This is a genomic window from Paracoccus sp. FO-3, from assembly GCF_006386455.1.
GTDB classification, from domain to species: domain Bacteria; phylum Pseudomonadota; class Alphaproteobacteria; order Rhodobacterales; family Rhodobacteraceae; genus Paracoccus; species Paracoccus versutus.
This window is the reverse complement of the sequence record NZ_VCBQ01000017.1, coordinates 38,650-60,455: the sequence shown is the minus strand read 5'-3', so window position 1 is coordinate 60,455 and position 21,806 is coordinate 38,650. Positions and strand designations below refer to the sequence as shown.

The following is a 21,806-nucleotide window of genomic DNA, read 5'->3' as shown; positions in this document are numbered from 1 at the left end:
GGCCTTACTCTGGCCGGCGCTGGTCGGCGGGCTGCGGTGCGAAGGCGGTGCGGCGCTCGATCTCCAGCACGTTGTCGGGGCGGGGGAAGGGCGTCGGATCGGGCTCTCCGGGGATCACCGGCCGGCCGACCTCTTCGAAGAACACCTCCAGCCCGTTGGGTTGGATGAACCACAACCAATGCAACTCGGCATCGGAGTCGTTGATGAACATGTGGCGGCGGTTCCTGCCGACAAAGATTGTCACGCCCGGCTCGATCGGATATTCGACGCCATCCACCACGGCCTTGCCGGTGCCGCGGATGAAATGCAGCGCCTCGTCATGTTCGGGGTGCGAATGCTCGCGCACATAGCCGCCGGGCGGCAGGGTCTGGGTGCCGATGCTGAACGGGCTTTGGATATCCACGAATTCCGGCGCGATACGGACCGAGATATTGCCGTTGGCGGGCACGGGCTGATAGAAATTCTTGCCCTCCTGCGGGCCAAGAACCAGAATCTGGCCCAGGTCGTTTTCAGGATCGGCGGCCCATTCGGGTTTCTTCGACGGGATCATGCTGCATCTCCTTCGGGGCGGTAATAGGGGGCGTCCGAGCGTGGCAGGGGCTGCTTGCCCAACACGATATCGGACAGTTTCTCGGCCATCATGATGACGGGGGCATTCAGGTTGCCGCTGACAATTTCCGGCATGATCGAGGCATCGACCACGCGCAGGTTGTCAAACCCATGCACCCGTGCCTGGGCATCGACCACGGAATTGTCGTCATTGCCCATGCGGGCCGAGCAGCAGGGGTGATAGTTCGTCCCCGCCTCCTTGCGCAGGAACTCCATGATCTGCTCGTCGGTCTGGAACAGCTTGCCGGGCGTGACTTCTTCGCCGCGATAGGGGCCCCAGGCCGGCTGCGAGACGACATGCCGGATGGCGCGCACGGCGTCGATGGCGTCGCGGCGGTCCTCCTCATGCGCGAAATAGTTGAACACGAAGCGCGGCGCGGACAGCGGGTTGGCGTCGCGCAGCCACACCCTGCCCTCGCTTTTGGGCCGCATCAGGCTGAAGAAATACTGGAATCCGTTCTCCAACTTGACGCTGCCGTGCTGCATCTCGCCCAGCATGGGGACGAATTCGAACTGGACGTTCGGCACGGCGATTTCCGGCCTGGTGCGCATGAAGACGCCGACCTCGAAGAAGTTCGTGGCGCCGAGGCCCTTCTTGGCCAGCAGCCATTGCAGGCCCAGCTTGAGCTTGCCGAAATTGTTCAGATGCCGGGCGGCCGAGACGTTCTGCGTGGCGCGATACTGCACCGGCGCGGCGACATGGTCCTTGAGCCCTGCGCCCACGCCCGGCATGTCCGCCAGCACGTCGATGCCGACGCTGCGCAACATGTCCGCCGGGCCGATGCCGGAAAGCTGCAAGAGTTGCGGCGAGTTCAGCGCGCCGGCGCAGAGGATGATCTCGCCGTCGATCTCGACCGACTGCCGCTCGCCATTGACGAGGATGTCGGCGCGGGTCGCCCGCCTGTTCGAGAAATTGATCTTCAGCAGTCGGCCGCCCACCACCACGTCCAGGTTGGGCCGGTCGCCGCGGGCGTGGATATAGCCTTGCGAACTGCTCCAGCGGATGCCCTTGCCGACATTGCGCTGGGTGATATGCACGCCCTCCTGACGATAGGCGTTGTGATCCTCGACATGCCGCATGCCGGCCTGCTTGGCGGATTGGATGAAGGCGTCGTAGAGCGGGCCTTCGGCCTTGCAGGTCTCGACCAGCATCGGGCCCTTGTCGCCGCGATAGTCGTTGGCGCCCTTGTCGAAGCTTTCGGCGCGGCGGAAATAGGGCAGGATTTCGGCATAGGACCAGCCCTCCAGCCCCATCGAGGCCCAGTTGTCGTAATCCCAGGGATTGCCGCGCACCCAGTTCATGCCGTTGATCGAGGACGAGCCGCCCAAGACCTTGCCGCGCGCTTCAAGGATGGTGCGGCCGTTCAGGCCCGGCTCGGGCTCGGATTCGAAGCGCCAGTTGAAACGATCGCTGCCCAGGGGCAGCCCCAGGGCGGCGGGCATGCGGATGTGGATATGCTGGTCCGAGGGGCCGGCCTCGAGCAGCAGGACGCTGTTCTTGCCGTCCTCGGCCAGGCGCGAGGCCATGACGCTGCCCGCAGAGCCGGAACCGATGACGACGTAATCGTATTTCTTGCGCTTCGGGGCGCGCAGCAGCGTGGCCATGAGGCGGTCCTTTTACCAGGTGTCGTTCAGGCGGTAGCCGGTGGGAAAGGGATCGCCGGGATCCAGCACATGCTGGTGAAATCCGGTGATCCAGGCCGTGCCCGTGATGGCGGGGCGGATCGCGGGCAACGCGCCGACCTTGGTGGTGCCGATGACGGTGCCGGTGAACTCGGTGCCGATGATGCTTTGATGGATGAAGGTCTCGCCCTCGGCGATCTGGCCGCGGGCATGCAGGACCGCCAGTCGGGCGCTGGTTCCGGTGCCGCAGGGCGAGCGGTCCAGCCGCCCAGGCGAGACGATCACACCGTTCTTCGAGACCTTGCCGCGTTCGGTTTCCAGCAGCGGGCCGGCAAAGAGCGTCTGGTTGATGGTGTGGATACCGGGGTTTTCCGGATGGATGGCGGGAAGCTGTTCGGCGGCGGCCGCCTTGATGCGCTCGCCGATCTCGACCATATGCCGGGCCTCTTCGGGCTTGATCTCGAAGCCGACCGCCGCGGCATCGACCAGCACGTAGATCATGCCGCCATAGGCGACATCCACCGTCAGCCTGCCGAGGTTCGGCACCTCGACGGTCTGGTCGAGGCCGAAGACGAAAGAGGGCACGTTGTCGAAGGTGACGCTTTCGACCTTGCCGTCGCGGCATTTCGCGGTGACGGGGACCAGCCCGGCGGGCGCTTCCAGGACGATGCGGGTCTCGGGCTCGGTCATCGGCACCATGCCGGTTTCGAGCGCGACGGTCACGGTGCAGATCGTGTTCGTGCCCGACATCGGCACATAGTAGTCCGATTCCATGATGACGAAGCCGAAATCCGCCTCGGGATTATTCGAGGGCAGGATCAGGTTCATGCATAGGCTGACCTTGCCGCGCGGATCATTGAGCAGGAACAGGCGCAGGTCGTCGCCCTTGTCCCGCAGCCAGGTCATCTTGTCGAACATGGTCTGGCCGGGCACGTTCAGCACGCCGCCGGTGATGACGTCGTTGGGTTCTCCGGCGGCGTGGGCGCTGACGACATTGACCATTCGCCTGAAGCGCATGGCGAACCTCCCGTTCAGATGATTTGTAAACGTTTTCTTTATCTGACGGAGCAACCCCCTTCTGTCAAGCAGAATTATGTCGGGGCGCGAGGGCGAGCGACGGATCGGCGCAAGATCACCTCGGTCTCAAAGCGCCGGCTGCCCAATGGAGCGCCGGTTTCCAGATGCGCAATCATGGCCTTGGCGGCGGCGCGGCCGATCTTTTCCGAAGGAACCGCGACCGTGGTCAGGGACGGGTCGAACAGCGCCGCATAGTCGATATCGTCGAAACCCGTCAGCGACAGATGCTCGGGGACTGCGATACCCAGGCGGCGGGCCTCGACCATGACGCTGAAGGCGATCACGCAACGATTGCAGACCAGCGCCGTGGTCTCGGGGTGGTTTTCCATGATTCGCCGCAGGGCGGCGCCGCCATCCGCCATGTCGAAATCCATGTGGGTGAATTCGATCACCGGTTCCTGCCCCAGCTCGGCATTGATGTCGCGGAAGGCGCGGATGCGGGATTGCTGCCGGTCGTTGCCCTTGTCCGAACCGGAGATCATGGCGATCCGGCTGTGGCCCAAGGTGTGCAGCATTTCGACCAGCTGCCGGGTGGCAAGGTAGTTGTCGAAGCCGATCGTCGGCACTTCGGACTTTTCGAAATAGGAATAGGCAGACAGCAAGGGCAGTTGATGGGCGCGGCAATAGTCCAGCAGGCGCTGATCGTCGATTCGACCGAAGATGATCAACCCCTCGGTGCCGTGCTCGATCAGCCGTTTCGCGCGGTCGAACAGGTTCGTGTTGTCGAAGCCCGAGGTTTGCACGAATCCCAGGTAACCGTTTTCTTCCAGCGTTTCCTGAATGGCGCTGGCCACGGCCGAGAACAGCGGGTCTGCCAGCCTGGGCAGCATGGTGCTGATGATCTGGGTGCGCTGGCGGCGCAGCGCCTTGCCTACCGAATCGGCCATGTAATCCATTGAATCAGCAGCAGCCACCACACGCTCGCGCAACTCCTTTCGCACCGAATCGGGGGAATTGAGCGCGCGCGACACCGTGGCGATGGAAACCCCTGCCGCCTTGGCGACGTCATGGATCGTCGGGCGGATCCGGCGCGCCTGGATTGCCTGGGATTTGGGCTTAGCCACGGGGTTTTCTCCTGTTTGCTGCAAGTTTTCTGAATCACCTGCCCCTATCTCGGACCCGAAATGACACGGATTGGCAAGTTTTTCTTGACACGGGATGCATGCTGAGGACAGTAAACGTTTACAAATCACGATAAGAAACGCCCACGGCTATGCCCACAGGAGGTTGCACCATGACCCGATTTCAGTCCCGTTCCGACTTTACCCGCCGGCACATGCTCAAGACGCTGACGGCCTTGATGGCTGCCTTTGCCGCCGCGCCGCGCGGCGTCTTTGCGCAATCCGGGGCGGCGCTCAACATTCTCAACAGCAATACCGCATGGGCGGAGGCACTGACCGCATCGGTCGCCGATGCCTATGACGGCGCCCGGATCACCGGCGAGGCCAATCCCTATGAGGCGCATTACGAAAAGCTGCTGATCGAGCTTAGCCAGGGCTCCTCCACCTTCGACCTGTTCACCACCGACAATCTCTGGATCCGCCAGCCCATGCGCAACGGCTGGGCCGCGCCGCTGGACGAGATCCGGGCGGGCAATGCCGAGCTGCCAGAGCTGCAACTGCAGAACTTCGCCCCCGCCTCGCTGACCTATACCGAATACGAGGGGAAACGCTGGGGCCTGCCGCTGGTGATGACTACCCCGGTCTTCGTCTATCGCAAGGATCTGCTGGAAGCGGCCGGCATCGAGGTGCCGAAGAATTGGGACGATTATCGCGAGGCTGCGGCGAAGCTGCATTCCTCGGATGTCGCGGGCAACGTGTTGCTGCTGGGAGGCCAGGACGCGCATATGAGCGGCGACTGGGGGTCACGCCTGATGGGCATGACCCAGATCGCTCCCCATGACGACGGCGTGCTGGATGAGGCCAACAAACCGGTGTTCAACAGCGAAGGGCAGGGCGCCCGTGCCATCGAGCGGCTGCGCGAGGTGCTGCCCTATACCCCGAACGGGGTCGAGGGGCTGGACTATGCCGAGGGCTCGTCGCTGATGCAGCAGGGCCGCGCTGCCATGATGATCACCTGGTCGGACGTGATCGTCGGCATCGAGGACGGACCGATGAAGGGCCGCTTCGGGTATACCGTTGCCCCGACCGAACGATATGAACAGCAGATGGTTGGTGGCTGGTCGATCATGGCCAATGCCGCTTCCGAACAGCTCGAGGATGCCTATCGCTTCCTCGCCTGGATGAGCGAGGGCAGGGCCTATGAACTGTTCCGCGAGGCCGGCGAATCCTCGCTTTGCCTGCAGCGCGACATCGACAACCCCCAGACGGTCGAGGCGATCCCGATGTTGCAGGCCTTCCACGATTTCGAGACCCGCGGCACCGCGCCGATCTCGATCCCGCCCTATCGGTTGCAGAACGCCGTCGAGGTGCAGCGCGTGCTTTACGAAGAGATCCTGGCGGGCGTGAACGGCCGCAAGACCCCCGAACAGGCGATGGCGGATGCCGAATCGCGCCTGGCGCGAGTCATTCGCTGATCCGCCTGGGCGGGGCGCGTCCACCACGGCGCCCCGCCGCTTTTCGCGAAGGGACCAACCATGGCTCGTTCAGACACCAAGACCGCCGACAAGGCGCAGCGCGCGGGAGAGGGTCGGATCGCGATGCTCCTGCTGGCGCCGACGATGATCGTCATGACCGTCGTCGGGCTCTATCCGCTTCTGCATTCGCTCTATATCTCGCTGACGAACTACAACCCGACCTTCGGCGGCGGCTCCAGCTTCGTCTGGTTCGAGAATTACGCCCGCGCCTTTTCGGACCCACAGTTCTGGAACGCGGTCGGGTTGACGCTGATCTTCACCGCCATCAGCGTGGCGGCTTCGCTGGTGCTGGCGGTGGCGCTGTCGGTGCTGTTCAACCAGCGCCATCCGGGCTTCGTCGTGCTGCGCACCATCATCCTGGTGCCGATGCTGATCACCCCCATCGCGGTCGGCATCACGTGGCGCGTGATGATGATGCCGGACCTGGGCGTGCTGAACTATCTGCTGGGGCTGATCGGCATTCCGCCGCAGCTCTGGGCCAGCAATGCCTCGACGGCGCTGCTGTCGGTGATCCTCGTCGATATCTGGCAATGGACGCCCTTCATGTTCCTGATCGTCTTTGCCGGTATCTCCTCGCTGCCGAAAAGCCCGTTCGAGGCGGCGGCCATCGACGGTGCCTCGCCGCTGCGCAGTTTCTTCTCGATCACCCTGCCGATGCTGAAGCCGGTGATCGTGATCGCGACGCTGCTGCGCATCGTCGATGCGTTCCGCACCTATGACACGGTCTACATCATCACCCGCGGCGGCCCGGATTTCTCGACCGACCTGGTCAGCGTCTATCTGCAACGGGTGAACTTCCGCTTCTTCGATCTCGGCTACGGCTCGGCGCTGTCCTGGCTGGTGCTGATCATCGTGTTGCTTGTCGTCCTGATCTTCGTCCGCCTGACCGGCTTCATGAAGCTGGTGGCCGACAAGGAAAACCGCTGAGGAGGGCGGACATGGCATCGCAAAAACCCCTGCTGTCCCGTGCGGTCAAGCTGGCCGCTGCCTATGCGCTGGCGCTGGTCGCCACGGCCTTCTTCGCCTTCCCGGTGTTCTGGATGGCAAGCTCCTCCGTCAAGAGCGAACTCGACATCTCGCAATACCCGCCGGTCTGGAGCTTCACCCCGACATTCGAGAACTATGCCAAGCTGGCCAGCGAGCTCGACGCCTTCGACGCTTTCGTCAACAGCGCCGTGATCGTCGGGCTGGCCACCACGCTCGCCATGGTCTGCGGCACCATGGCCGCCTATGCGCTGGCGCGCTTCGACGTGAAGGGCAAGGAGATCATCGCCTTCGAGGTGCTCTCGATCCGCATGCTGCCGCCTATTGTCAGCGTCATCCCGATGTTCATCATCGCCCGCGCGCTGGGAATCTTCGACACCTATTGGCTGCTTGCCGCCGCCTATGGCCTCGCGGGCCTGCCCTTCGTGGTCTGGGTGATGCGCGTCTTCATCCAGGACATCCCGCAATCCATCGAGGAGGCCGCGATGATCGACGGCTGCTCGCGGTTCCAGACCTTCTGGCGGGTCACCCTGCCGCTGCTGCTGCCGGGGCTCGCCGCCACGATGGTCATCGTCTTCATGTTCGCCTGGAACGAGTTCCTGCTGGCCTCGATGCTGACCTCGCAGAACGCCAAGACCCTGCCGGTGATCGCCGCCAATGCGATCAAGCCCAAGGCCATCGCCTGGGGGCTGGCCTCGGCGGCGGGGGTGGTGATGTCGCTGCCGGTCGTCGTGCTGGTCCTGATGATGCAACGCTATCTTGTCCGCGGCCTGACGCTTGGCGCGGTGAAAGGCTGATCCCATGGGTATCGAGATCAAGAACATCTACAAGCGCTTCGGCAGCCTGACCGTCGTCAACGGCGTGTCGGTGGATATCGCGGACGGCGAGTTCTTCGTCATGCTCGGCCCCTCGGGCTGCGGCAAGACCACCACCCTGCGCATGGTCGCGGGGCTTGAGACCGCCAGCGAGGGCCGGATCTTCATCAACGGCCGCGACATGACCCATGCCGAGCCGCGCCACCGCGACATCGCCATGGCCTTTCAGGATTATGGCCTCTATCCCAACATGACGGTGTTCCAGAACATCGAGTTTCCCTTGAAGATCCGCAAGCTTGCCCCCGCCGAGCGGCGCAGGAAGGTCGAGGAGACGGCGGGCCGCCTGGGCATTTCCGACTATCTTGGCCGCAAGCCGGCGCAGATGTCGGGTGGCCAGCGCCAGCGGGTGTCGCTGGCCCGCGCGCTGGTGCGAAATCCCAAGGTGTTCCTGATGGACGAGCCGCTGTCGAACCTCGACGCCAAGCTGCGCGCCGTGATGCGAACCGAGATCAAGAAGCTGGTCACCGACTTGGGCATTACCACCATCTATGTCACCCATGACCAGATCGAGGCCATGTCGATGGCCGACCGCATCGCCGTCATGCGCAAGGGCGACATGGTACAGGTGGCGCCGCCGCTTCAGGTCTATGACCGCCCGGCGACCTGTTTCGTCGCGGATTTCATCGGCTCGCCGCCGATGAACCTGTTCAAGGCCGAGCTGGCCAACAACGGCCGCGTCGTTTGCCAGGTCCAAGGCTTCGGCGACGCGCTGGACGATGCCGAGCGTGAACGTGCCCGCGCCATGGCCGACCGTCACGGCCATTTCGCCGTCGGCATCCGCCCCGAACATCTGCAATGCGTCGCCGCTGGCACGCCCGGCTCGATCGAGGGCATCGTCGAGCTGGTCGAGCCGCTGGGCCAGACCACCAACATCTACCTGCTGTCGGGCGACACGAAATATGTCGTGGTGACCGACCGCACCACCCTCTGCGCCGGAGACACGATCGGGGTCATCGCCCCGGGCGACAAGGTCCGCGCGGTGGGTCTTGATCGCTGAACGCATAAGGAAGGATTCACGATGACCGTTCGCAGCTATGTCCATTTCATCGACGGGGCCGAGCGTCCCGGCGCCTCTGGCGAGACGATCCGCCGCCATTCGCCCGCCCATGGCGCGGCGCTGGCCGATTTCGCCGCCGGCACGGCCGAGGATCTGGACGCCGCCGTCCGCGCTGCGCGCGAGGCTTTCGAGCATGGTCCCTGGCGGCAGATGGCCGCCACGCAGAAATCGGCCATCCTGAACGCCTGGGGCGACCTGATCGCCGCCGACCTGGAGCGGCTGGCGGTCATCGAGGCCGAGGAATCCGGCAAGCCGATCCGTTTCGCCCGCGGTGAGATCGAGCACTCCGTATCCATGCTGCGCTATGCCGCCGCGCTGGGTCTGCAGCTGCATGGCGAGGCGTTCGAGAATGTCGGCCCGCAGGCGCTGGGCCTGGTCAGCCGCGAGCCGCGCGGTGTGGTCGGCATGATCGTGCCCTGGAACTTTCCCATGGTCACGCTGTTCCAGAAGCTGCCCTATGCGCTGGCGGCAGGCTGCTCGGTGGTGGTCAAGCCCTCGGAACTGACCTCGGGCACCGCGCTGGAGGTGGCGAAACTGGCCATCCGCGCCGGGTTGCCGAAGGGTGTCTACAACGTCGTGACGGGAACGGGCGGCGTCGTGGGCGAGGCGATGACCCGCCACCCCGAGGTGGACATGATCTCCTTCACCGGTTCGACGAAGGTGGGCAAGGCCATTGCCCGCACCTGTGCCGACAGCGTCAAGCGCGTCGCGCTGGAACTGGGCGGCAAGGCTGCGAACGTCGTCTTTGCCGATGCCGATCTGGATGCGGCTGTCGATGGCGTGCTGTTCGGCTATGTCCTGAACCAGGGCGAGGAATGCGTCTGCGGTGCCCGCCTGCTGATCGAGGAATCCGTGGCCGATGCGTTCGTCTCGCGCCTTGTCGAGCGCACCCGCAAGATCCGCACCGGCCTGCCGCTGGACGAGGATGCCGACCAGGCCGCGATGATCCATCAGGCGCAGTTCGACCAGGTGATGAACTACCTGGAAATCGGCAAGGCCGAGGGGGCGACCGTTGCCGTCGGCGGCAGCCGTGCAGATCAGGGCGCGCTCGCTAAGGGCTATTTCGTCATGCCGACGATCTTCACCAATGTGACCCCGGACATGCGTATCTTCCGCGAGGAAATCTTTGGACCCGTGCTGACCGTGACCACTTTCAGGACGGTGGACGAGGCGGTGGCGCTGGCCAACGACACGGTCTATGGTCTCGGCAACGGGCTTTGGACCAAGGATCTGGACAAGGCGATCCTGATCTCGCGCCGGCTGCGCTCGGGCACGGTCTTCGTGAACACCTTCCTGGAAACCTCGGTGCAGATGCCCTTCGGCGGCTTCAAGCAATCGGGCATCGGTCGCGAGAATGGCATCGACGGCCTTCTGGAATATACCGAGGTCAAGTCGACCTTCATCAAGCTGGGCGAGCGCAATGCGGTCTTGCCCCATACGGTATGACCGGGTGAGGGGATGCATCTGGGCCGATTGGCCAAGCGTCCTCGCAGCACCGTTGCGGGGGCACCTTCTACAACATGAGAGGCGGCATAGCCATCGTCATTCCTGATTCCACTTCCATACGTGTCAAGCACGATTCGATCGGGAGCGGGGAAGTTCCCGCACCCGCATACTCGGGTGTCCATACCCTGCGTGCGGTCGAGAACTTGCCGATTGCCGGTAAGACGCCCTCGATCACGTCCGACCTGATCGTCGCGATGGCCGCGATCAAGGAGGCAGCGGCCCATGCGAACTGCGACCTCGGCTTGCCGGACTCGACTTGGCCGATACAATTCTTGCTGCCTGCCGAGCGGCCCCATCTCGGCTACCGCAACATGGGCCGCAGACCCGTCGAAACCGTCCTGTTGTTCGGTAGCCAAGAAGGTTAAGAGGACACGTGATGGGACTGGCCCTGCAAGCCCGCGGCCTTGCGCAATGGCGCGCCACACTATTCATCCGCACAGGCGGAGCGCGTTCGCCAATGCTTATGCTTCCTGTCGGCGGCGCAACGCAGACAGCACTTGATCGGCCCCATCGTCGATCGCCCGCATGATGGCAGCGCTGGCCGCGAGGGAATCGCGTGCGCGAAGGGCCTGGACAAGATGGGTGTAATTCTGGTGATCCTCGCCGGCGGCGCCGATACTGCGGGGCAGATAGGCAAAGCCAGGCCCGGCTCGTAGCCAGAGTGTCTCGATGAGTTGAAGCAGCACTGGCATCCCGGCAGCCGCGTAAAGGGTGAAGCGCAACTCCTTGTTGGCTTTCAGGGCCAGATGCAGATCCGGTGCGTGACGCAAGTCGGTATAGGCGGCGATCTGTGCTTCCAGCCGGGCGATGCCCTCATCGGCGATTCGCTGCGTTGCCATTTCGGCTGCCAGCCCCTCGACACGCTTGCGGATCAGCCTGATTTCCTCGTGCCGCTCCTCGGTCAGTTCTGGAACCCGGAAGGAGGACGCCGGCTCGGCTGCAAGAATGCCCGAAGCCGCAAAACGCACAAGCGCTTCGCGCGCCGGGGTGATCGACGTTCCCAGCCTGTCGGCCAGTTCCTTCGTCACAAGCCGCGTGCCGGGTGCGAGCCTGCCTTCGACCAATGCGTCGCGGATCTGCGCCTCGACATGCGAAACCAGGCTGCGGCGGGGCACCTGTTCAAATGCTTCAAAATCCAATGCCATTCCTCGCGTGACACAATGCACATCCTATCAACACAAGCGTAGAAGTCGCATGCCGAATGACAATATATGATATATTTTCACTTGCGCAAAGGCGATTCCGCCGGAATGATGGTCAGGCAAGGGGTGGCCCACCAACAGGAGAAAACTGATGCGTCTTCTTTCCGCTCTGACACTCGGGGTCGCGCTTGCGATCCCTGCGATCCCCGCTCTTGCACAGGACACGGAACTGGTCATCGGCCGCGCCGTCTCGACCAATGCGATGGACCCGGGCTTCATGCGCGAGGCCGCGACCATCGTGGACAACATCTTCGACACGCTGGTCATGCGCGACAAGCAGATGAACCTTGTCCCCGGCCTGGCCACCGAATGGCGCGCTGTCGATGATCTGACCTGGGAATTCAAGCTGCGGGAAGGCGTCACCTTCCACAATGGCGAGCCCTTCGATGCCGAGGCGGTCAAGTTCACCCTCGACCGCGTGCTGGACCCTGCGGCGAACTCGCCGGCGATATCCTATATCCGCACCGTCGCGTCGGTCGAGGTGGTGGATCCGCTGACCGTGCGCATCACGACGTCGGCGCCCGATCCCCTGCTGCCGACCCGGATGAGCCGCTATCCCGCCTACATCGTGCCGCCGAAATACGTAGCGGAGATGGGCGATGCCAAGTTCGCCTCGCAGCCGGTGGGAACCGGCGCCTACCAGTTCGTGGAATTCGTGCCCGATGAGCGGGTGGTGCTGGCGGCCAACGAGAACTACTGGCGCGGCAAGCCGGCGCTGGACGAAGTGACCTGGCGCCCGATTCCCGATAGCACCGCCCGCATCACCGCGCTCGTCACCGGCGAGGTGGACCTGATCGAGGACGTGCCGGTGGATCTGGCGCCGATGCTGACCGCCTCTCCCGATGTGGAGCTTGTCCAGGTCAAGGATGGCGGCCTGACGATCTATCTTGGCTTGCGCATGGACAAGGAGCCACTGGATGACGTGAAGGTGCGTCAGGCACTGAATCACGCGATCGACCGCCAGGGGATCACCGACAACCTGCTGCAAGGCATGGCAACTCCGGTCGGAGGTCAGGTCGGCAAAAGCGATTTCGGCTATCTTGACCTGCCGGTCCCCGCCTACGACCCCGAGCTTTCGCGCAAGCTGCTGGCCGAAGCGGGCCTTCCCGACGGTTTCGAGATCACCATGCAATCCTCAACCCGTTATATGAAGAACAACGAGGTGGCGCAGGCCATTGCCCAGCAGCTTGGCGATGTCGGCGTCAAGGTGAACCAGCAGGTGCTGGAATGGTCGGTCTATACGCAGAAGCAGCCCTTCGACGGCCCGATCTACATGCTGGGCTGGGGCTCGACGCAGACGCTGGATGCCGATGCAGCGATCTATGCCATCATGCGCTCGGGCGAGCCCTATTCCGGCGCGGCCTTGCCTGAACTGGACCGGCTCTTGGACGAAAGCCGACAGGTCGTCGATCCTGCCGCGCGCGAAAAAGTGCTGCACGAGGTGCAGGAACTTGCCGCGAGGGAAGTGCCGCTGATCTCGCTTTACCGCGAGGACGCACTGCTGGGCCGTGCGTCGGACGTGCATTTCGAGGGCCGCCCGGATGCCCGCATCGTCCTGTTCGACATCACGAAGGACTGACGGGATGTGGACCGGGGCAAGGCTGCGGGGAAACGAGGATGCCGTGTTTGCGGTGCTTTTGATCGTCGCGGTCGTGACGGTCAGCATCCTTGTGCCGCTGTTCTGGCCCCTGGACCCGCTGCGCGGCACCCTGACCGCCACGTTCAAGCCTCCGATGACGGTGACCGAGGCGGGGCTGCATCCGCTTGGCACCGACCAGCTTGGCCGGGATCTGTTGGCCCGGCTGGGCTTGGGCACGCTGATCTCGCTGGGGATCGTGCTCGCCTCGGCCGCGATCTCGGTCGTTCTGGGCACGATCCTGGGCATGGTTGCGGGTTATTTCGGCGGCTGGGTGGACGTGCTGATCATGCGGCTGGTGGACATCCAGCTGGCGATTCCCTTCATCCTTCTGATCTTGCTGTTCGTGGCGATCCTTGGGCCAAGCATCGCCAACCTGGTGGCGATCCTGGGGCTGACGGGTTGGGCGGTGTTCGCGCGCGTCGCGCGGGGGCAGACCCTGGCGGTGCGCGAACTGGAATATGTCGAGGCCGCCCGCGCCATCGGCCAGAGCGATGGCACGATCATCCTCCGCCATGTCCTGCCCAATATCGTTGCCCCGCTGACCGTGCTGCTGACGCTGGACCTGCCGCGCCTCATCATCCTTGAGGCCTCGGTGGGCTTTCTGGGCCTCGGCGTGCAGCCGCCCTGGCCCACGCTTGGCAACCTGATCGGCGAGGGGCGATCCTTCATCCTGATTGCCGACTGGCTGGTGCTGTATCCTGGCCTGATGATCGGGGCGGTGGTGGTCGGCTGCAACCTGCTTGGCGACTGGCTGGTCCGCCGGGCCGATATGAAGATGTCGTAACTGCCATGAAGGGTCTGCGCTTTCTGCTTTCGCGTGCGCTTCAGGGGTTGGTGGTGATGCTGGGCGTGTCGGCGCTGGTCTTTTTCGCGCTGTTCCTGACCGGCGATCCCGCCGCGCTGATGATGTCGCCCGACGCCAGCCAAGCCGAGATCGAAGCGTTTCGCCGGGCCATGGGCTTCGACGATCCGATCTGGCTGCAGTATCTGCGTTTTCTCGGCAATCTGCTTCAAGGCGATCTGGGCCTGTCGCTGCGCTATCAGCGGCCGGCGACCGATCTCTTGTGGGAGCGCCTGCCGGCGACCGCGCTTTTGGCCCTTTCGGCGCTCATCTGGTCCTCGGCCATTGGCATGGTGCTGGGGGTCGTCTCGGCCGTGCGCAAGAATTCGGGGCTGGATTTCGTCATTCGCGTCATCGCCCTGCTGGGGCAGGCGGTGCCGGTCTTCTGGCTTGCGCTGCTGATGATCCTGCTCTTCTCGCTGCGCCTGCGGTGGCTGCCCTCGTCGGGGATGGGGGGCTGGCAGCATCTGGTCATGCCGTCCATCGCGCTGGGAGCCTATTATGTGTCGGCCATGACCCGGCTGGTCCGCGCCTCGCTGATCGAGGTGCTGGGCCAGAACTATATCCGAACCGCCCGCGCCAAGGGGCTTGGCCAGTGGCGGATCGTCGTGCGGCACGGGTTGCGCAATGCCATGATCCCGGTGATCACCGTGCAGGGCATGTATTTCGCGGCGCTTCTGGGCGGGGCGCTGGTGACCGAGATCGTCTTTGCCTGGCCGGGCATCGGAAGGCTGGCGGTCGAGGCGATCCAGAACCGCGATTTCCCCGTCGTGCAGGCGGTGGTGCTGTTCACCGCCGCCGTTTTCGTCATAGCCAATTTCCTGGTCGATATTGCCTATACCTGGCTCAACCCCCGGATCCGGCTGTGAGCGCGCTGGATGATGCCCTTGCCCTGACGGCGCGCTGGTGCGCGATCCCATCGCACGCCGGCGATCCCGCCAGCCAGATGCGGCAGGCCCGCGAGTTGCGATCCTGGCTGTCCGGCGAACTGGGCGCGGCGCTGCTGTCCTCTTCTCCGTCCGAAACCGAGCCGGCACCGGTGATCCATGCGCGGATCGACAGCGGCTCGGCCCGCACGGTGCTGCTTTACAACATGTACGACGTCATGCCCGCCACGCCCGAGGGCTGGCTGCACGACCCCTGGGCGGGCGGCATCGCGGATATGCCCGGTATCGGCCGTGCCTTCGTCGCGCGTGGGGCCGAGAACAACAAGGGGCCGCTGGCCGGCATGCTGATCGCGCTGCGCGACCTGAAGCGCTCCGGCCGGCTGCGCGTCAATGTCGAAATCCTGCTGGACGGGCAGGAAGAGCGCGCCTCGCCCGCGTTGCGCCGCTGGCTGGCGGCGCCGGACTGCCCGCTGCGACCTTCGGCAGGGGCGTTGTTCCCGTCCTTCTGCGAATATGGCGGCGGGCCGCCCCGGCTGTACCTGGGGTTTTCCGGCATGGCCAAGGGCAGGCTGGAGGTGGCTGCGGGGGGCTGGGGCGGCCCTGCGCGGGCCATCCATTCCTCGAATGCGCCATGGATCGCCAATCCCGCACGGGTTCTGGTCGATGTGCTGGCAAGGATCGGCGGACCCGAGACCGGAGAGCTTGCGCAGATAGATCTGGATGCCGATGCGGCGCGCGTGGTCGCGGCGCTGGCGCGGGATTTCGATCCTGCGGCCGAACTGCGCTTCCGGCATGCAGCCTGTTTCGCCCGGCCCCGATACGGCTGCCTCGATCCCGAGGCTTTGTTGCGCCATGTCCTGACCACGGCTTCCTTCAACATCGCTGTGCTGGCGACCGATCCCGTAGCCGGCGACGCGGTCATCCCTGCCGCGGCCACGGCCGCGTTCGATCTGCGCGCCCCGCCCAGCCTTGCACCGGATGCACTTGTCGCGGGCATTCGCGACCTGCTGGCCGCCGAGCCTGCCTTTGCCGGGGCTGCGCTGTGCGTTGATGACAGCTATCCGGGCGCGCGGGTTCTCGAGTCCGCTGCCGGCGTCCGCGCCCTGCACGATGCCTATGCCGGTGGTCCGGCGCCGCAGGTCTGGCCCTGGGCGATCGGCGCCGCGCCGGCCTATGCCTTCGGCCGCCATACCGAAAGCTTCCTGATCGGTGGCTCGGGGCGGGGCGGCAATGCGCATGGCGTCAACGAGTTCCTGCATATCGAGGGGTTTGGCCGTTTCATCGCCTCGGTCTCGGCATGGATCCAAGGGATGGCGGCATGATCTGGCTGGGACGCAAGGATCTGCTTCGCGCCGGCGCGCTGGACTGGCAGGCCGCGCTGGACGATGTGGCCGAGGCTGTGCGGCTGTTGCGTCGGGGCGATGCGGAGATGGTTGCCGAATCCGTGCTGCCGCTTGGCGATGATCCGCGCGCCAAGGCATACGGGCTTCCGGCCCGGCTTGGGGGCCGCTTTGCCGCCGCCGGGATCAAATGGACCGTGCATCGGCCCGCGGCACCCGAGGACGGCGAGGCCATCACGTCGACCACGTTGATCGAGGATCTGGCCACCGCCCGGCCCTTGGGCATGGTGGAAGCGGCGCTGCTGACGCGGGTGCGGACGGCCGCCGTTTCGGCCCATGTGCTGCGCGCATTGCGGCCCGGTCTGCGGCGGATCGCCTTGCTGGGCGCGGGTGCGCAGGCGCGGGCGCATCTCGCCATGCTGCGCGCCCTGTTCCCGGACCTTGAGCGGATCGCGGTCTGGAGCCGCTTGGGTCGCGAGGTCGAGCGGCTGGGAGCGGGGATCACCGTCCATCCAGATCACGAGCAGGCCATCGCGAATGCCGAGGCGGTGCTGATGTGCAGTTCCGCGCCTCAGCCCTTCCTTGGTCCCGAAGCGGCGACCGGCGGCCGGCTGGTCCTTCAGATAGGCTTTCACGAGATGAGCTTCGCGGGCATCGCCGCCTTTGACCGGGTGACTTGCGACCTGTGGGGCGAGTTCGCCCGGACCAGTGCCAAGAGCCTGTTCCAGATGTATCGGGCGGGGCTTTTCGATCCCGCACAGGTCGCGGCCGACCTGCCGGCCATCCTTTGCGACGACTGGCGGCCCGCGCCGGGCGAGTCGGTCTATTTTTCGAGCTTCGGGCTGAACATCTTCGACATCGCGCTGGCGGCGCGGCTGCTGCGCGCCGCGTCGGGGCAGGGGATCGGCACGCGCCTGCCCGGCTGATCCCGCTCAGGCGGCCTGCCATTCCGGGCCGGCAACCTGCACCTGATGGCCGGGCGAGACCTCGCGCCATTCGCGGGCCGGGGGCTGATAACCCACCGGATGCAAGGGGCTTTTCAACTCGCGCAACTCACCGGCGGGTCGGTTGCCGCGAAGGGCGGGGTCGGGTACCGGGATCGCCTGGAGCAGTCGCTGGGTATAGGGATGCGCGGGGGCTCCAAAGATCGCCTCGCGAGGGCCGATCTCGACGATCTCGCCCAGATACATCACGCCGACGCGGTGGCTGATCCGTTCGACCACCGCCATGTCATGGCTGATGAACAGATAGGACAGGCCAAGCTCGGCCTGAAGATCCAGCATCAGGTTCACCACCTGCGCCTTGACGGTCACGTCCAGCGCGGACACCGCCTCGTCCGCGACGATCAGCTTCGGCGCGATGCCAAGGGCGCGGGCGATGCAGATGCGCTGCCGTTGCCCGCCCGAGAACTCGTTCGGGAAACGCCGCGCCATGTCGGGGGAAAGCCCGACCTGCGTCAGCAGGTCCGCGACCCTGTCCTTCAGTTCCGATCCTCGCGCCAGGCCATGCGTCACCATCGGCTCGGCAATGGCATCGCCGACCCGGCGACGGGGATCGAGGCTGGCGAAGGGGTCCTGGAAGATCATCTGCATCTGCCGCCGCATTCGGCGCAGGGCCGGGCGGTCAAGCTCCAGCAGCTCGGTCCCGTCCAGTCTTACCGAGCCCGAGAAGGGCTGCGTCAGCCGCAGGATCGAGCGCCCGGTCGAGGATTTGCCGCAACCGGATTCGCCCACCAGGGCCAGCGTCTCTCCCTGCCGGATGTCGAAAGAGACGTTCTCGACCGCATGAACGCGCGCCTGCGTCCGGCCCGGGAGGTCCGTGCCGGCATCATAGCGGGTGGTCAGCCCGCGCACCTCGAGCAGCGGCGCCGTGCCGCGCAGGGTGTCGGGCAATTCGGTTCCGGGACTGGCCGCGCCGGTTGCCGCATCGACCAGCGGGAATCGCGCCGGCCGGCCGGTTCCGGCCATCGAGCCGAGCCGGGGCACGGCTGCCAGAAGCGCGCGGGTATAAGGCTGCTGCGGATGGGCAAAGATTTCGGCGGTCAGCCCCTGTTCGACCGCATCGCCGCGCAGCATGACCAGCGTGCGATCCGCCACCTCGGCCACGACGCCCATGTCATGGGTGATGAACAGCACCGCCATCTGCTCTTCGGCCTGCAATTCGCGGATCAGCTCCAGGATTTGCGCCTGCACCGTCACGTCCAGCGCGGTGGTCGGCTCGTCCGCGATCAGCAGGCGCGGCCGGCAGGCCAGGGCCATGGCGATCATGAAGCGCTGCCGCATCCCGCCCGAGGACTGGTGCGGATATTCCAGCATTCGCCGCTTGGCCGCCGGGATGCGCACCCGCTCCAGCAGTCGAACGGTTTCCGCCATGGCCTTCTGCCGGTCCATGCCGCGATGGGTCGTCAGAACCTCGGCGATCTGCTCGCCGATCTTCATCGACGGATTCAGCGAGGTCATCGGTTCCTGGAAGATCATCGCGACCCGGTCGCCCCGGATGCGGCGCATCGCGCCTTCGGAAAGGGACAGCAGGTCGCGCCCCTCCAGCCGGACCGAGCCGGTGATCCTGCTGGCGGCCGGGTCCAGCAACCGCATCACCGCCAGCGAGGTCACGCTTTTGCCCGAGCCGCTTTCGCCGACCAGCGCCACCGTTTCGCCGGGGGCGATGTCGAAATCCAGGCCATGCACGACCTCTGTCCAGCCGCGACGGCCGCGAAACGCCACACGCAGGTCGGCGACGGAAAGCACGGGGTCTGTCATCGGCACTCCTCGCGTCTTCTGGCTGTGCTCCGTAGCGATGCGCGCCGAGATGCACGCGATGGCCGGAGCGGCTTGCCAATATCAATATATGATATATCTTCATTCATAACCGAGGCAATGCAAGGTTTTTCCCATCCAGGGGGCATTGCCTTGCCCATGTCCCCGCAAGAGGACGCAATCTGCACAGGAAGATGGCACGATGAAACTTGGAGATGTCCCGAAGATCCCGCTTGCATTCGCACCGACGCCTGTGGAGCGGCTGATGCGGCTGGGCGCGGATCTGGGGATCGAGCTGTTCGTCAAGCGCGACGATTACACCGGCTTCGGCGGCGGCGGGAACAAGGTGCGCAAGCTGGAATACCTGATGGCCGATGCCGTGGCGCGGGGGGTGAAGGTGCTGATCACCACGGGCGGGCACCAGTCGAACCACGCCCGCATGACGGCGGCGGCGGCGCGGCATTTCGGCATGCACCCGGTCCTGGTGCTGCGCGGCAATGAACCGTCCGGCTTTCAGGGGAACCTGTTGCTCGACCGGCTGTTCGGGGCCGAGATCGAGTTTCTGGACCCCGACGCCTATTTCGACCTGATCGGGCCGCGGATGCAGGCCCATGCCGACCGTGCGCGCGAACGGGGGCAGGAACCCTATATCATGCCGGTCGGCGGGGCGACGCCGCTTGGCGCGCTGGGTTATGCCAGCGCGGTGCGCGAGTTGGCCGAGCAATTCGCCGCCCTTGCCCTGCCTGCGCCGGATGTCATCGTCACTGCCGTCGGGTCCGGCGGCACGCTGGCCGGGATCGAGATCGGCCTGACGCAATACTGGCCCGGCACCAAGGCAATCGGCATCGCTGTTTCGGGCTCGGCCGTCCCCTTTCCCGACCGCATCGCGCCGATGGCGACCGAGGGGGCCAAGCTGGTTGGGCTGGACCGGGTGTGGCGGCCCGAGGAGATCCATGTCGAGACCGGCTATTTCGGCGAGGCCTATGCCGTGCCCTCCGAGGCGGGCAATGCCGCGATCAAGCGGCTGGCCATGCAAGAGGGGCTGCTGCTGGACCCGGTCTATACCGGCAAGGGCATGGCGGGCCTTCTGGGGCTGGTCGAGGACGGCACGATTCCGAAGGGGGCGCGGGTGCTGTTCCTGCACACGGGCGGCTCGCCGGCGCTTTATCCCCATGCCGAGCAGCTTGCGAAGCTGTGACCCGGCCATCGTGACGGGGAGGGGGCGCCGCATTTCCGGCACCCCTCGTGCTTCCACGCCTCAGCGGTGGACGAAGGCGCCGGTTCCTTCGACGGCGGGCAGGTCGGGCTCGCCTGCCCATTCGTGCCAACTGCCGGGATGGATGGCGACATTGTCGAAGCCGGCCGAGCGCAGCCCGTAAAGCGTGGTCGCCGCCCGTGCACCCCGGTGGCAATAGGTGACGATGCGCTGGCCCGGCCCAAAGCCCGCCGCCGCGGCGATGCGGCGGATATCGTCGGGGCTGCGATAGCGGCCGTCCTGCAACAGGTCTTCATAGAACAGCAGGTCCGCGCCGGGGATGCGGCCCGCGCGGGCGCAGCAGGCGTGGACATAGCTTCCGTCCCATTCGGCTGGGCGGCGTGCGTCCAGGACATGCAACTCCGGCGCACCCGGCTCCAGCAATTCCTCGGTGGCTGCGACCAGTTCGCTGCGAAAGGCGCCTGCCTGTGCTGGATCGCCGTCGCCGATCCTGCCGGTCGCACCGGCTCCGGCGGCGGTCCCACCGCCCGCCGCGCGCCAGGCAGCCAGCCCGCCGTCGAGAATGCGGCCGCCGTCGAAGCCGCAAAGCTCATGGAACCATAGCCCGCGCGGCGACCGCATCCCCGTTTGCTCTTCGAAGAAAACGACCAGCGGCGCCCGGTCGAGGCCAAGCTGCCGGAACGCCGCGCGGGCGCCGGCCACCATCGCGGCAATGCCCCTCTCGTCGCTGTGGGCGATGAAATAGTCGTAGACGTTCAGGCAGGTGGCGCCGGGAATCGTCGCCTTTGCCCAATCCTCCCTGGGGCGGGTGTCGACGAAGATGGTTCCTTCCGGCGCCGCCAGCGCCTCGGCGGCAAAGATCAGCGGTGATGATCGCATGGCCATGTTCCTCAATAGCAATCCTCGACCGACCAGTGGACGGGAATGTCGGCGACCGAGGCGGTGGGAGGCAGGCCCAGGACGGTTTCCACGATGGCGGCTATGTCTTCGGGCCGGGTCAGTTCGGACATGTCCTGGACGACGCCTGCCGCCATGTCCGTCGCGACAAAGCTGGGACAGATCGCGGTGGTGCGCACGCGATTGTCGCGCCCGCATTGTCGCAGGCCCTGCGCCAGTCCCATCAGCGCGAACTTGGAAATGCCGTAAAGGCCCGAACCTGCCGATTTCACCCGCTTGCCCGACAGCGAGGACATCAGCACGATCCGGCCAGGATGCGGCTTGCCGTCCGGCAGGGCTTCAAGATGCGGCCATGCAAGCCGGGCCAGCCGCATCGGCGATTTCACGTTCACTGCGATCAACTGATCGAATTCCTCGTCGGCGGCCTCCAGCACGGTGGCGCGGCTGTGGATGCCTGCGCTCAGCACCAGCCCATCCAGCCGGCCGAACCGGGCGATGGTTGCGCGGATCCAGGCGCGCTCCGAATCCGGCTCCAGCGCGTCATAGCGGCAGGCAAGGCGCTGCGGCGTGTCAGGGCCTGCCGTCTCGGGACGGCGCAGGCCGAGGCTGACATTCCAGCCCGCCGCCTGCATCCGTTGCGCAATCGCGGCGCCAATCCCGCGCGAGGCGCCGGAAATCATCACGGTTCGCGTCATGCTTTC

At 65.4% G+C, this 21,806-nt stretch carries 20 protein-coding genes; 12 read left to right on the top strand and 8 right to left on the bottom strand.

Annotated features, from left to right (window positions below; all coding sequences use genetic code 11):
• Positions 1-4 precede the first annotated feature (4 nt).
• The 4 genes from FE811_RS06980 to FE811_RS06965 all read right to left on the bottom strand — a co-directional run bounded on the left by FE811_RS06980 (position 5) and on the right by FE811_RS06965 (position 4,502).
• Positions 5-550, bottom strand: a complete 546-nt coding sequence (locus FE811_RS06980; protein ID WP_052095804.1) for a cupin domain-containing protein — start codon at positions 548-550, stop codon at positions 5-7.
• Positions 547-2,214 carry a choline dehydrogenase gene (locus tag FE811_RS06975; protein WP_116221310.1) on the bottom strand — a complete coding sequence of 556 codons (1,668 nt, stop codon included), beginning with the start codon at positions 2,212-2,214 and terminating at the stop codon, positions 547-549. Before FE811_RS06975 ends, FE811_RS06980 begins: the two co-directional genes overlap by 4 nt.
• Positions 2,215-2,226: 12 nt before the next feature.
• A complete protein-coding gene (locus FE811_RS06970) occupies positions 2,227-3,249 on the bottom strand; it encodes a proline racemase family protein (RefSeq protein ID WP_036752848.1) in 1,023 nt (340 codons plus the stop codon).
• Between the two features lie 74 nt (positions 3,250-3,323).
• The gene (locus tag FE811_RS06965) at positions 3,324-4,502 is read right to left on the bottom strand and encodes a substrate-binding domain-containing protein (protein ID WP_116221309.1); all 1,179 of its coding nucleotides are present in this window, start codon (positions 4,500-4,502) and stop codon (positions 3,324-3,326) included.
• A 41-nt stretch (positions 4,503-4,543) separates the two neighbouring features.
• Here FE811_RS06965 and FE811_RS06960 point away from each other — a divergent pair, with 41 nt between their 5' ends.
• The 6 genes from FE811_RS06960 (at position 4,544) to FE811_RS06935 (ending at position 10,692) form a co-directional block, all read left to right on the top strand.
• The gene (locus FE811_RS06960; protein WP_166435430.1) at positions 4,544-5,845 is read left to right on the top strand and encodes an ABC transporter substrate-binding protein; all 1,302 of its coding nucleotides are present in this window, start codon (positions 4,544-4,546) and stop codon (positions 5,843-5,845) included.
• 60 nt (positions 5,846-5,905) lie between these two features.
• Positions 5,906-6,832, top strand: a complete 927-nt coding sequence (locus FE811_RS06955) for a carbohydrate ABC transporter permease (RefSeq protein ID WP_052095805.1) — start codon at positions 5,906-5,908, stop codon at positions 6,830-6,832.
• A gap of 11 nt (positions 6,833-6,843) precedes the next feature.
• Positions 6,844-7,686, top strand: coding sequence for a carbohydrate ABC transporter permease (locus FE811_RS06950; RefSeq protein ID WP_114537785.1), 843 nt, complete (start codon positions 6,844-6,846; stop codon positions 7,684-7,686).
• A gap of 4 nt (positions 7,687-7,690) precedes the next feature.
• Positions 7,691-8,761, top strand: a complete 1,071-nt coding sequence (locus FE811_RS06945; protein WP_116221307.1) for an ABC transporter ATP-binding protein — start codon at positions 7,691-7,693, stop codon at positions 8,759-8,761.
• A gap of 21 nt (positions 8,762-8,782) precedes the next feature.
• Entirely contained in the window at positions 8,783-10,267 is a 1,485-nt protein-coding gene (locus tag FE811_RS06940; RefSeq protein ID WP_116221306.1) for an aldehyde dehydrogenase family protein, read from the top strand.
• Between the two features lie 74 nt (positions 10,268-10,341).
• On the top strand, positions 10,342-10,692 hold the full coding sequence (locus FE811_RS06935) for a hypothetical protein (RefSeq protein WP_116221305.1): 351 nt from the start codon (positions 10,342-10,344) through the stop codon (positions 10,690-10,692).
• A 96-nt stretch (positions 10,693-10,788) separates the two neighbouring features.
• Here the strand turns inward: FE811_RS06935 and FE811_RS06930 are convergent, their stop codons facing one another.
• Positions 10,789-11,466, bottom strand: a complete 678-nt coding sequence (locus tag FE811_RS06930) for a GntR family transcriptional regulator (protein ID WP_208861539.1) — start codon at positions 11,464-11,466, stop codon at positions 10,789-10,791.
• Between the two features lie 154 nt (positions 11,467-11,620).
• Between FE811_RS06930 and FE811_RS06925 the strand changes: the two genes are divergently transcribed.
• From FE811_RS06925 to FE811_RS06905, 5 genes are read left to right on the top strand one after another with little or no spacing between them, the layout of a single operon-like run.
• Positions 11,621-13,108: an ABC transporter substrate-binding protein gene (locus FE811_RS06925; RefSeq protein ID WP_072463438.1), complete on the top strand. Its 1,488-nt coding sequence runs from the start codon at positions 11,621-11,623 to the stop codon at positions 13,106-13,108.
• 4 nt (positions 13,109-13,112) lie between these two features.
• Positions 13,113-13,952 carry an ABC transporter permease gene (locus FE811_RS06920; RefSeq protein WP_116221304.1) on the top strand — a complete coding sequence of 280 codons (840 nt, stop codon included), beginning with the start codon at positions 13,113-13,115 and terminating at the stop codon, positions 13,950-13,952.
• 5 nt (positions 13,953-13,957) lie between these two features.
• Positions 13,958-14,878 (top strand): ABC transporter permease, encoded by a 921-nt coding sequence (locus tag FE811_RS06915; RefSeq protein ID WP_036752876.1) that lies wholly within the window; start codon positions 13,958-13,960, stop codon positions 14,876-14,878.
• A complete protein-coding gene (locus FE811_RS06910; RefSeq protein ID WP_116221303.1) occupies positions 14,875-16,218 on the top strand; it encodes a M20 family metallopeptidase in 1,344 nt (447 codons plus the stop codon). Before FE811_RS06915 ends, FE811_RS06910 begins: the two co-directional genes overlap by 4 nt.
• Positions 16,215-17,162 (top strand): ornithine cyclodeaminase, encoded by a 948-nt coding sequence (locus tag FE811_RS06905; RefSeq protein WP_116221302.1) that lies wholly within the window; start codon positions 16,215-16,217, stop codon positions 17,160-17,162. The genes FE811_RS06910 and FE811_RS06905 overlap by 4 nt, the downstream gene beginning before the upstream one ends.
• Before the next feature lie 6 nt (positions 17,163-17,168).
• On the opposite strand, the gene FE811_RS06900 is transcribed toward FE811_RS06905, so the two are convergent.
• The gene (locus tag FE811_RS06900; RefSeq protein ID WP_116221301.1) at positions 17,169-18,995 is read right to left on the bottom strand and encodes an ABC transporter ATP-binding protein; all 1,827 of its coding nucleotides are present in this window, start codon (positions 18,993-18,995) and stop codon (positions 17,169-17,171) included.
• A gap of 199 nt (positions 18,996-19,194) precedes the next feature.
• On the opposite strand from FE811_RS06900, the gene FE811_RS06895 reads away from it, so the two are divergent.
• A complete protein-coding gene (locus FE811_RS06895) occupies positions 19,195-20,190 on the top strand; it encodes a 1-aminocyclopropane-1-carboxylate deaminase/D-cysteine desulfhydrase (protein WP_116221300.1) in 996 nt (331 codons plus the stop codon).
• A gap of 60 nt (positions 20,191-20,250) precedes the next feature.
• Here the strand turns inward: FE811_RS06895 and FE811_RS06890 are convergent, their stop codons facing one another.
• Positions 20,251-21,087, bottom strand: a complete 837-nt coding sequence (locus FE811_RS06890; protein ID WP_181180833.1) for a sulfurtransferase — start codon at positions 21,085-21,087, stop codon at positions 20,251-20,253.
• A gap of 11 nt (positions 21,088-21,098) precedes the next feature.
• On the bottom strand, positions 21,099-21,800 hold the full coding sequence (locus FE811_RS06885; protein WP_208021329.1) for an SDR family NAD(P)-dependent oxidoreductase: 702 nt from the start codon (positions 21,798-21,800) through the stop codon (positions 21,099-21,101).
• Positions 21,801-21,806 lie beyond the last annotated feature (6 nt).

Bases quoted from the DNA above. Each gene is read 5' to 3' on its own strand.
- FE811_RS06885 (WP_208021329.1), bottom strand. From the start codon at position 21,800: ATGACGCGAACCGTGATGATTTCCGGCGCCTCGCGCGGGATTGGCGCC.
- FE811_RS06950 (WP_114537785.1), top strand. From the start codon at position 6,844: ATGGCATCGCAAAAACCCCTGCTGTCCCGTGCGGTCAAGCTGGCCGCT.
- FE811_RS06945 (WP_116221307.1), top strand. From the start codon at position 7,691: ATGGGTATCGAGATCAAGAACATCTACAAGCGCTTCGGCAGCCTGACC.
- FE811_RS06895 (WP_116221300.1), top strand. From the start codon at position 19,195: ATGAAACTTGGAGATGTCCCGAAGATCCCGCTTGCATTCGCACCGACG.
- FE811_RS06900 (WP_116221301.1), bottom strand. From the start codon at position 18,995: ATGACAGACCCCGTGCTTTCCGTCGCCGACCTGCGTGTGGCGTTTCGC.
- FE811_RS06960 (WP_166435430.1), top strand. From the start codon at position 4,544: ATGACCCGATTTCAGTCCCGTTCCGACTTTACCCGCCGGCACATGCTC.
- FE811_RS06940 (WP_116221306.1), top strand. From the start codon at position 8,783: ATGACCGTTCGCAGCTATGTCCATTTCATCGACGGGGCCGAGCGTCCC.
- FE811_RS06955 (WP_052095805.1), top strand. From the start codon at position 5,906: ATGGCTCGTTCAGACACCAAGACCGCCGACAAGGCGCAGCGCGCGGGA.
- FE811_RS06970 (WP_036752848.1), bottom strand. From the start codon at position 3,249: ATGCGCTTCAGGCGAATGGTCAATGTCGTCAGCGCCCACGCCGCCGGA.
- FE811_RS06890 (WP_181180833.1), bottom strand. From the start codon at position 21,087: ATGCGATCATCACCGCTGATCTTTGCCGCCGAGGCGCTGGCGGCGCCG.
- FE811_RS06935 (WP_116221305.1), top strand. From the start codon at position 10,342: ATGAGAGGCGGCATAGCCATCGTCATTCCTGATTCCACTTCCATACGT.
- FE811_RS06920 (WP_116221304.1), top strand. From the start codon at position 13,113: ATGTGGACCGGGGCAAGGCTGCGGGGAAACGAGGATGCCGTGTTTGCG.
- FE811_RS06980 (WP_052095804.1), bottom strand. From the start codon at position 550: ATGATCCCGTCGAAGAAACCCGAATGGGCCGCCGATCCTGAAAACGAC.
- FE811_RS06915 (WP_036752876.1), top strand. From the start codon at position 13,958: ATGAAGGGTCTGCGCTTTCTGCTTTCGCGTGCGCTTCAGGGGTTGGTG.
- FE811_RS06925 (WP_072463438.1), top strand. From the start codon at position 11,621: ATGCGTCTTCTTTCCGCTCTGACACTCGGGGTCGCGCTTGCGATCCCT.
- FE811_RS06905 (WP_116221302.1), top strand. From the start codon at position 16,215: ATGATCTGGCTGGGACGCAAGGATCTGCTTCGCGCCGGCGCGCTGGAC.
- FE811_RS06975 (WP_116221310.1), bottom strand. From the start codon at position 2,214: ATGGCCACGCTGCTGCGCGCCCCGAAGCGCAAGAAATACGATTACGTC.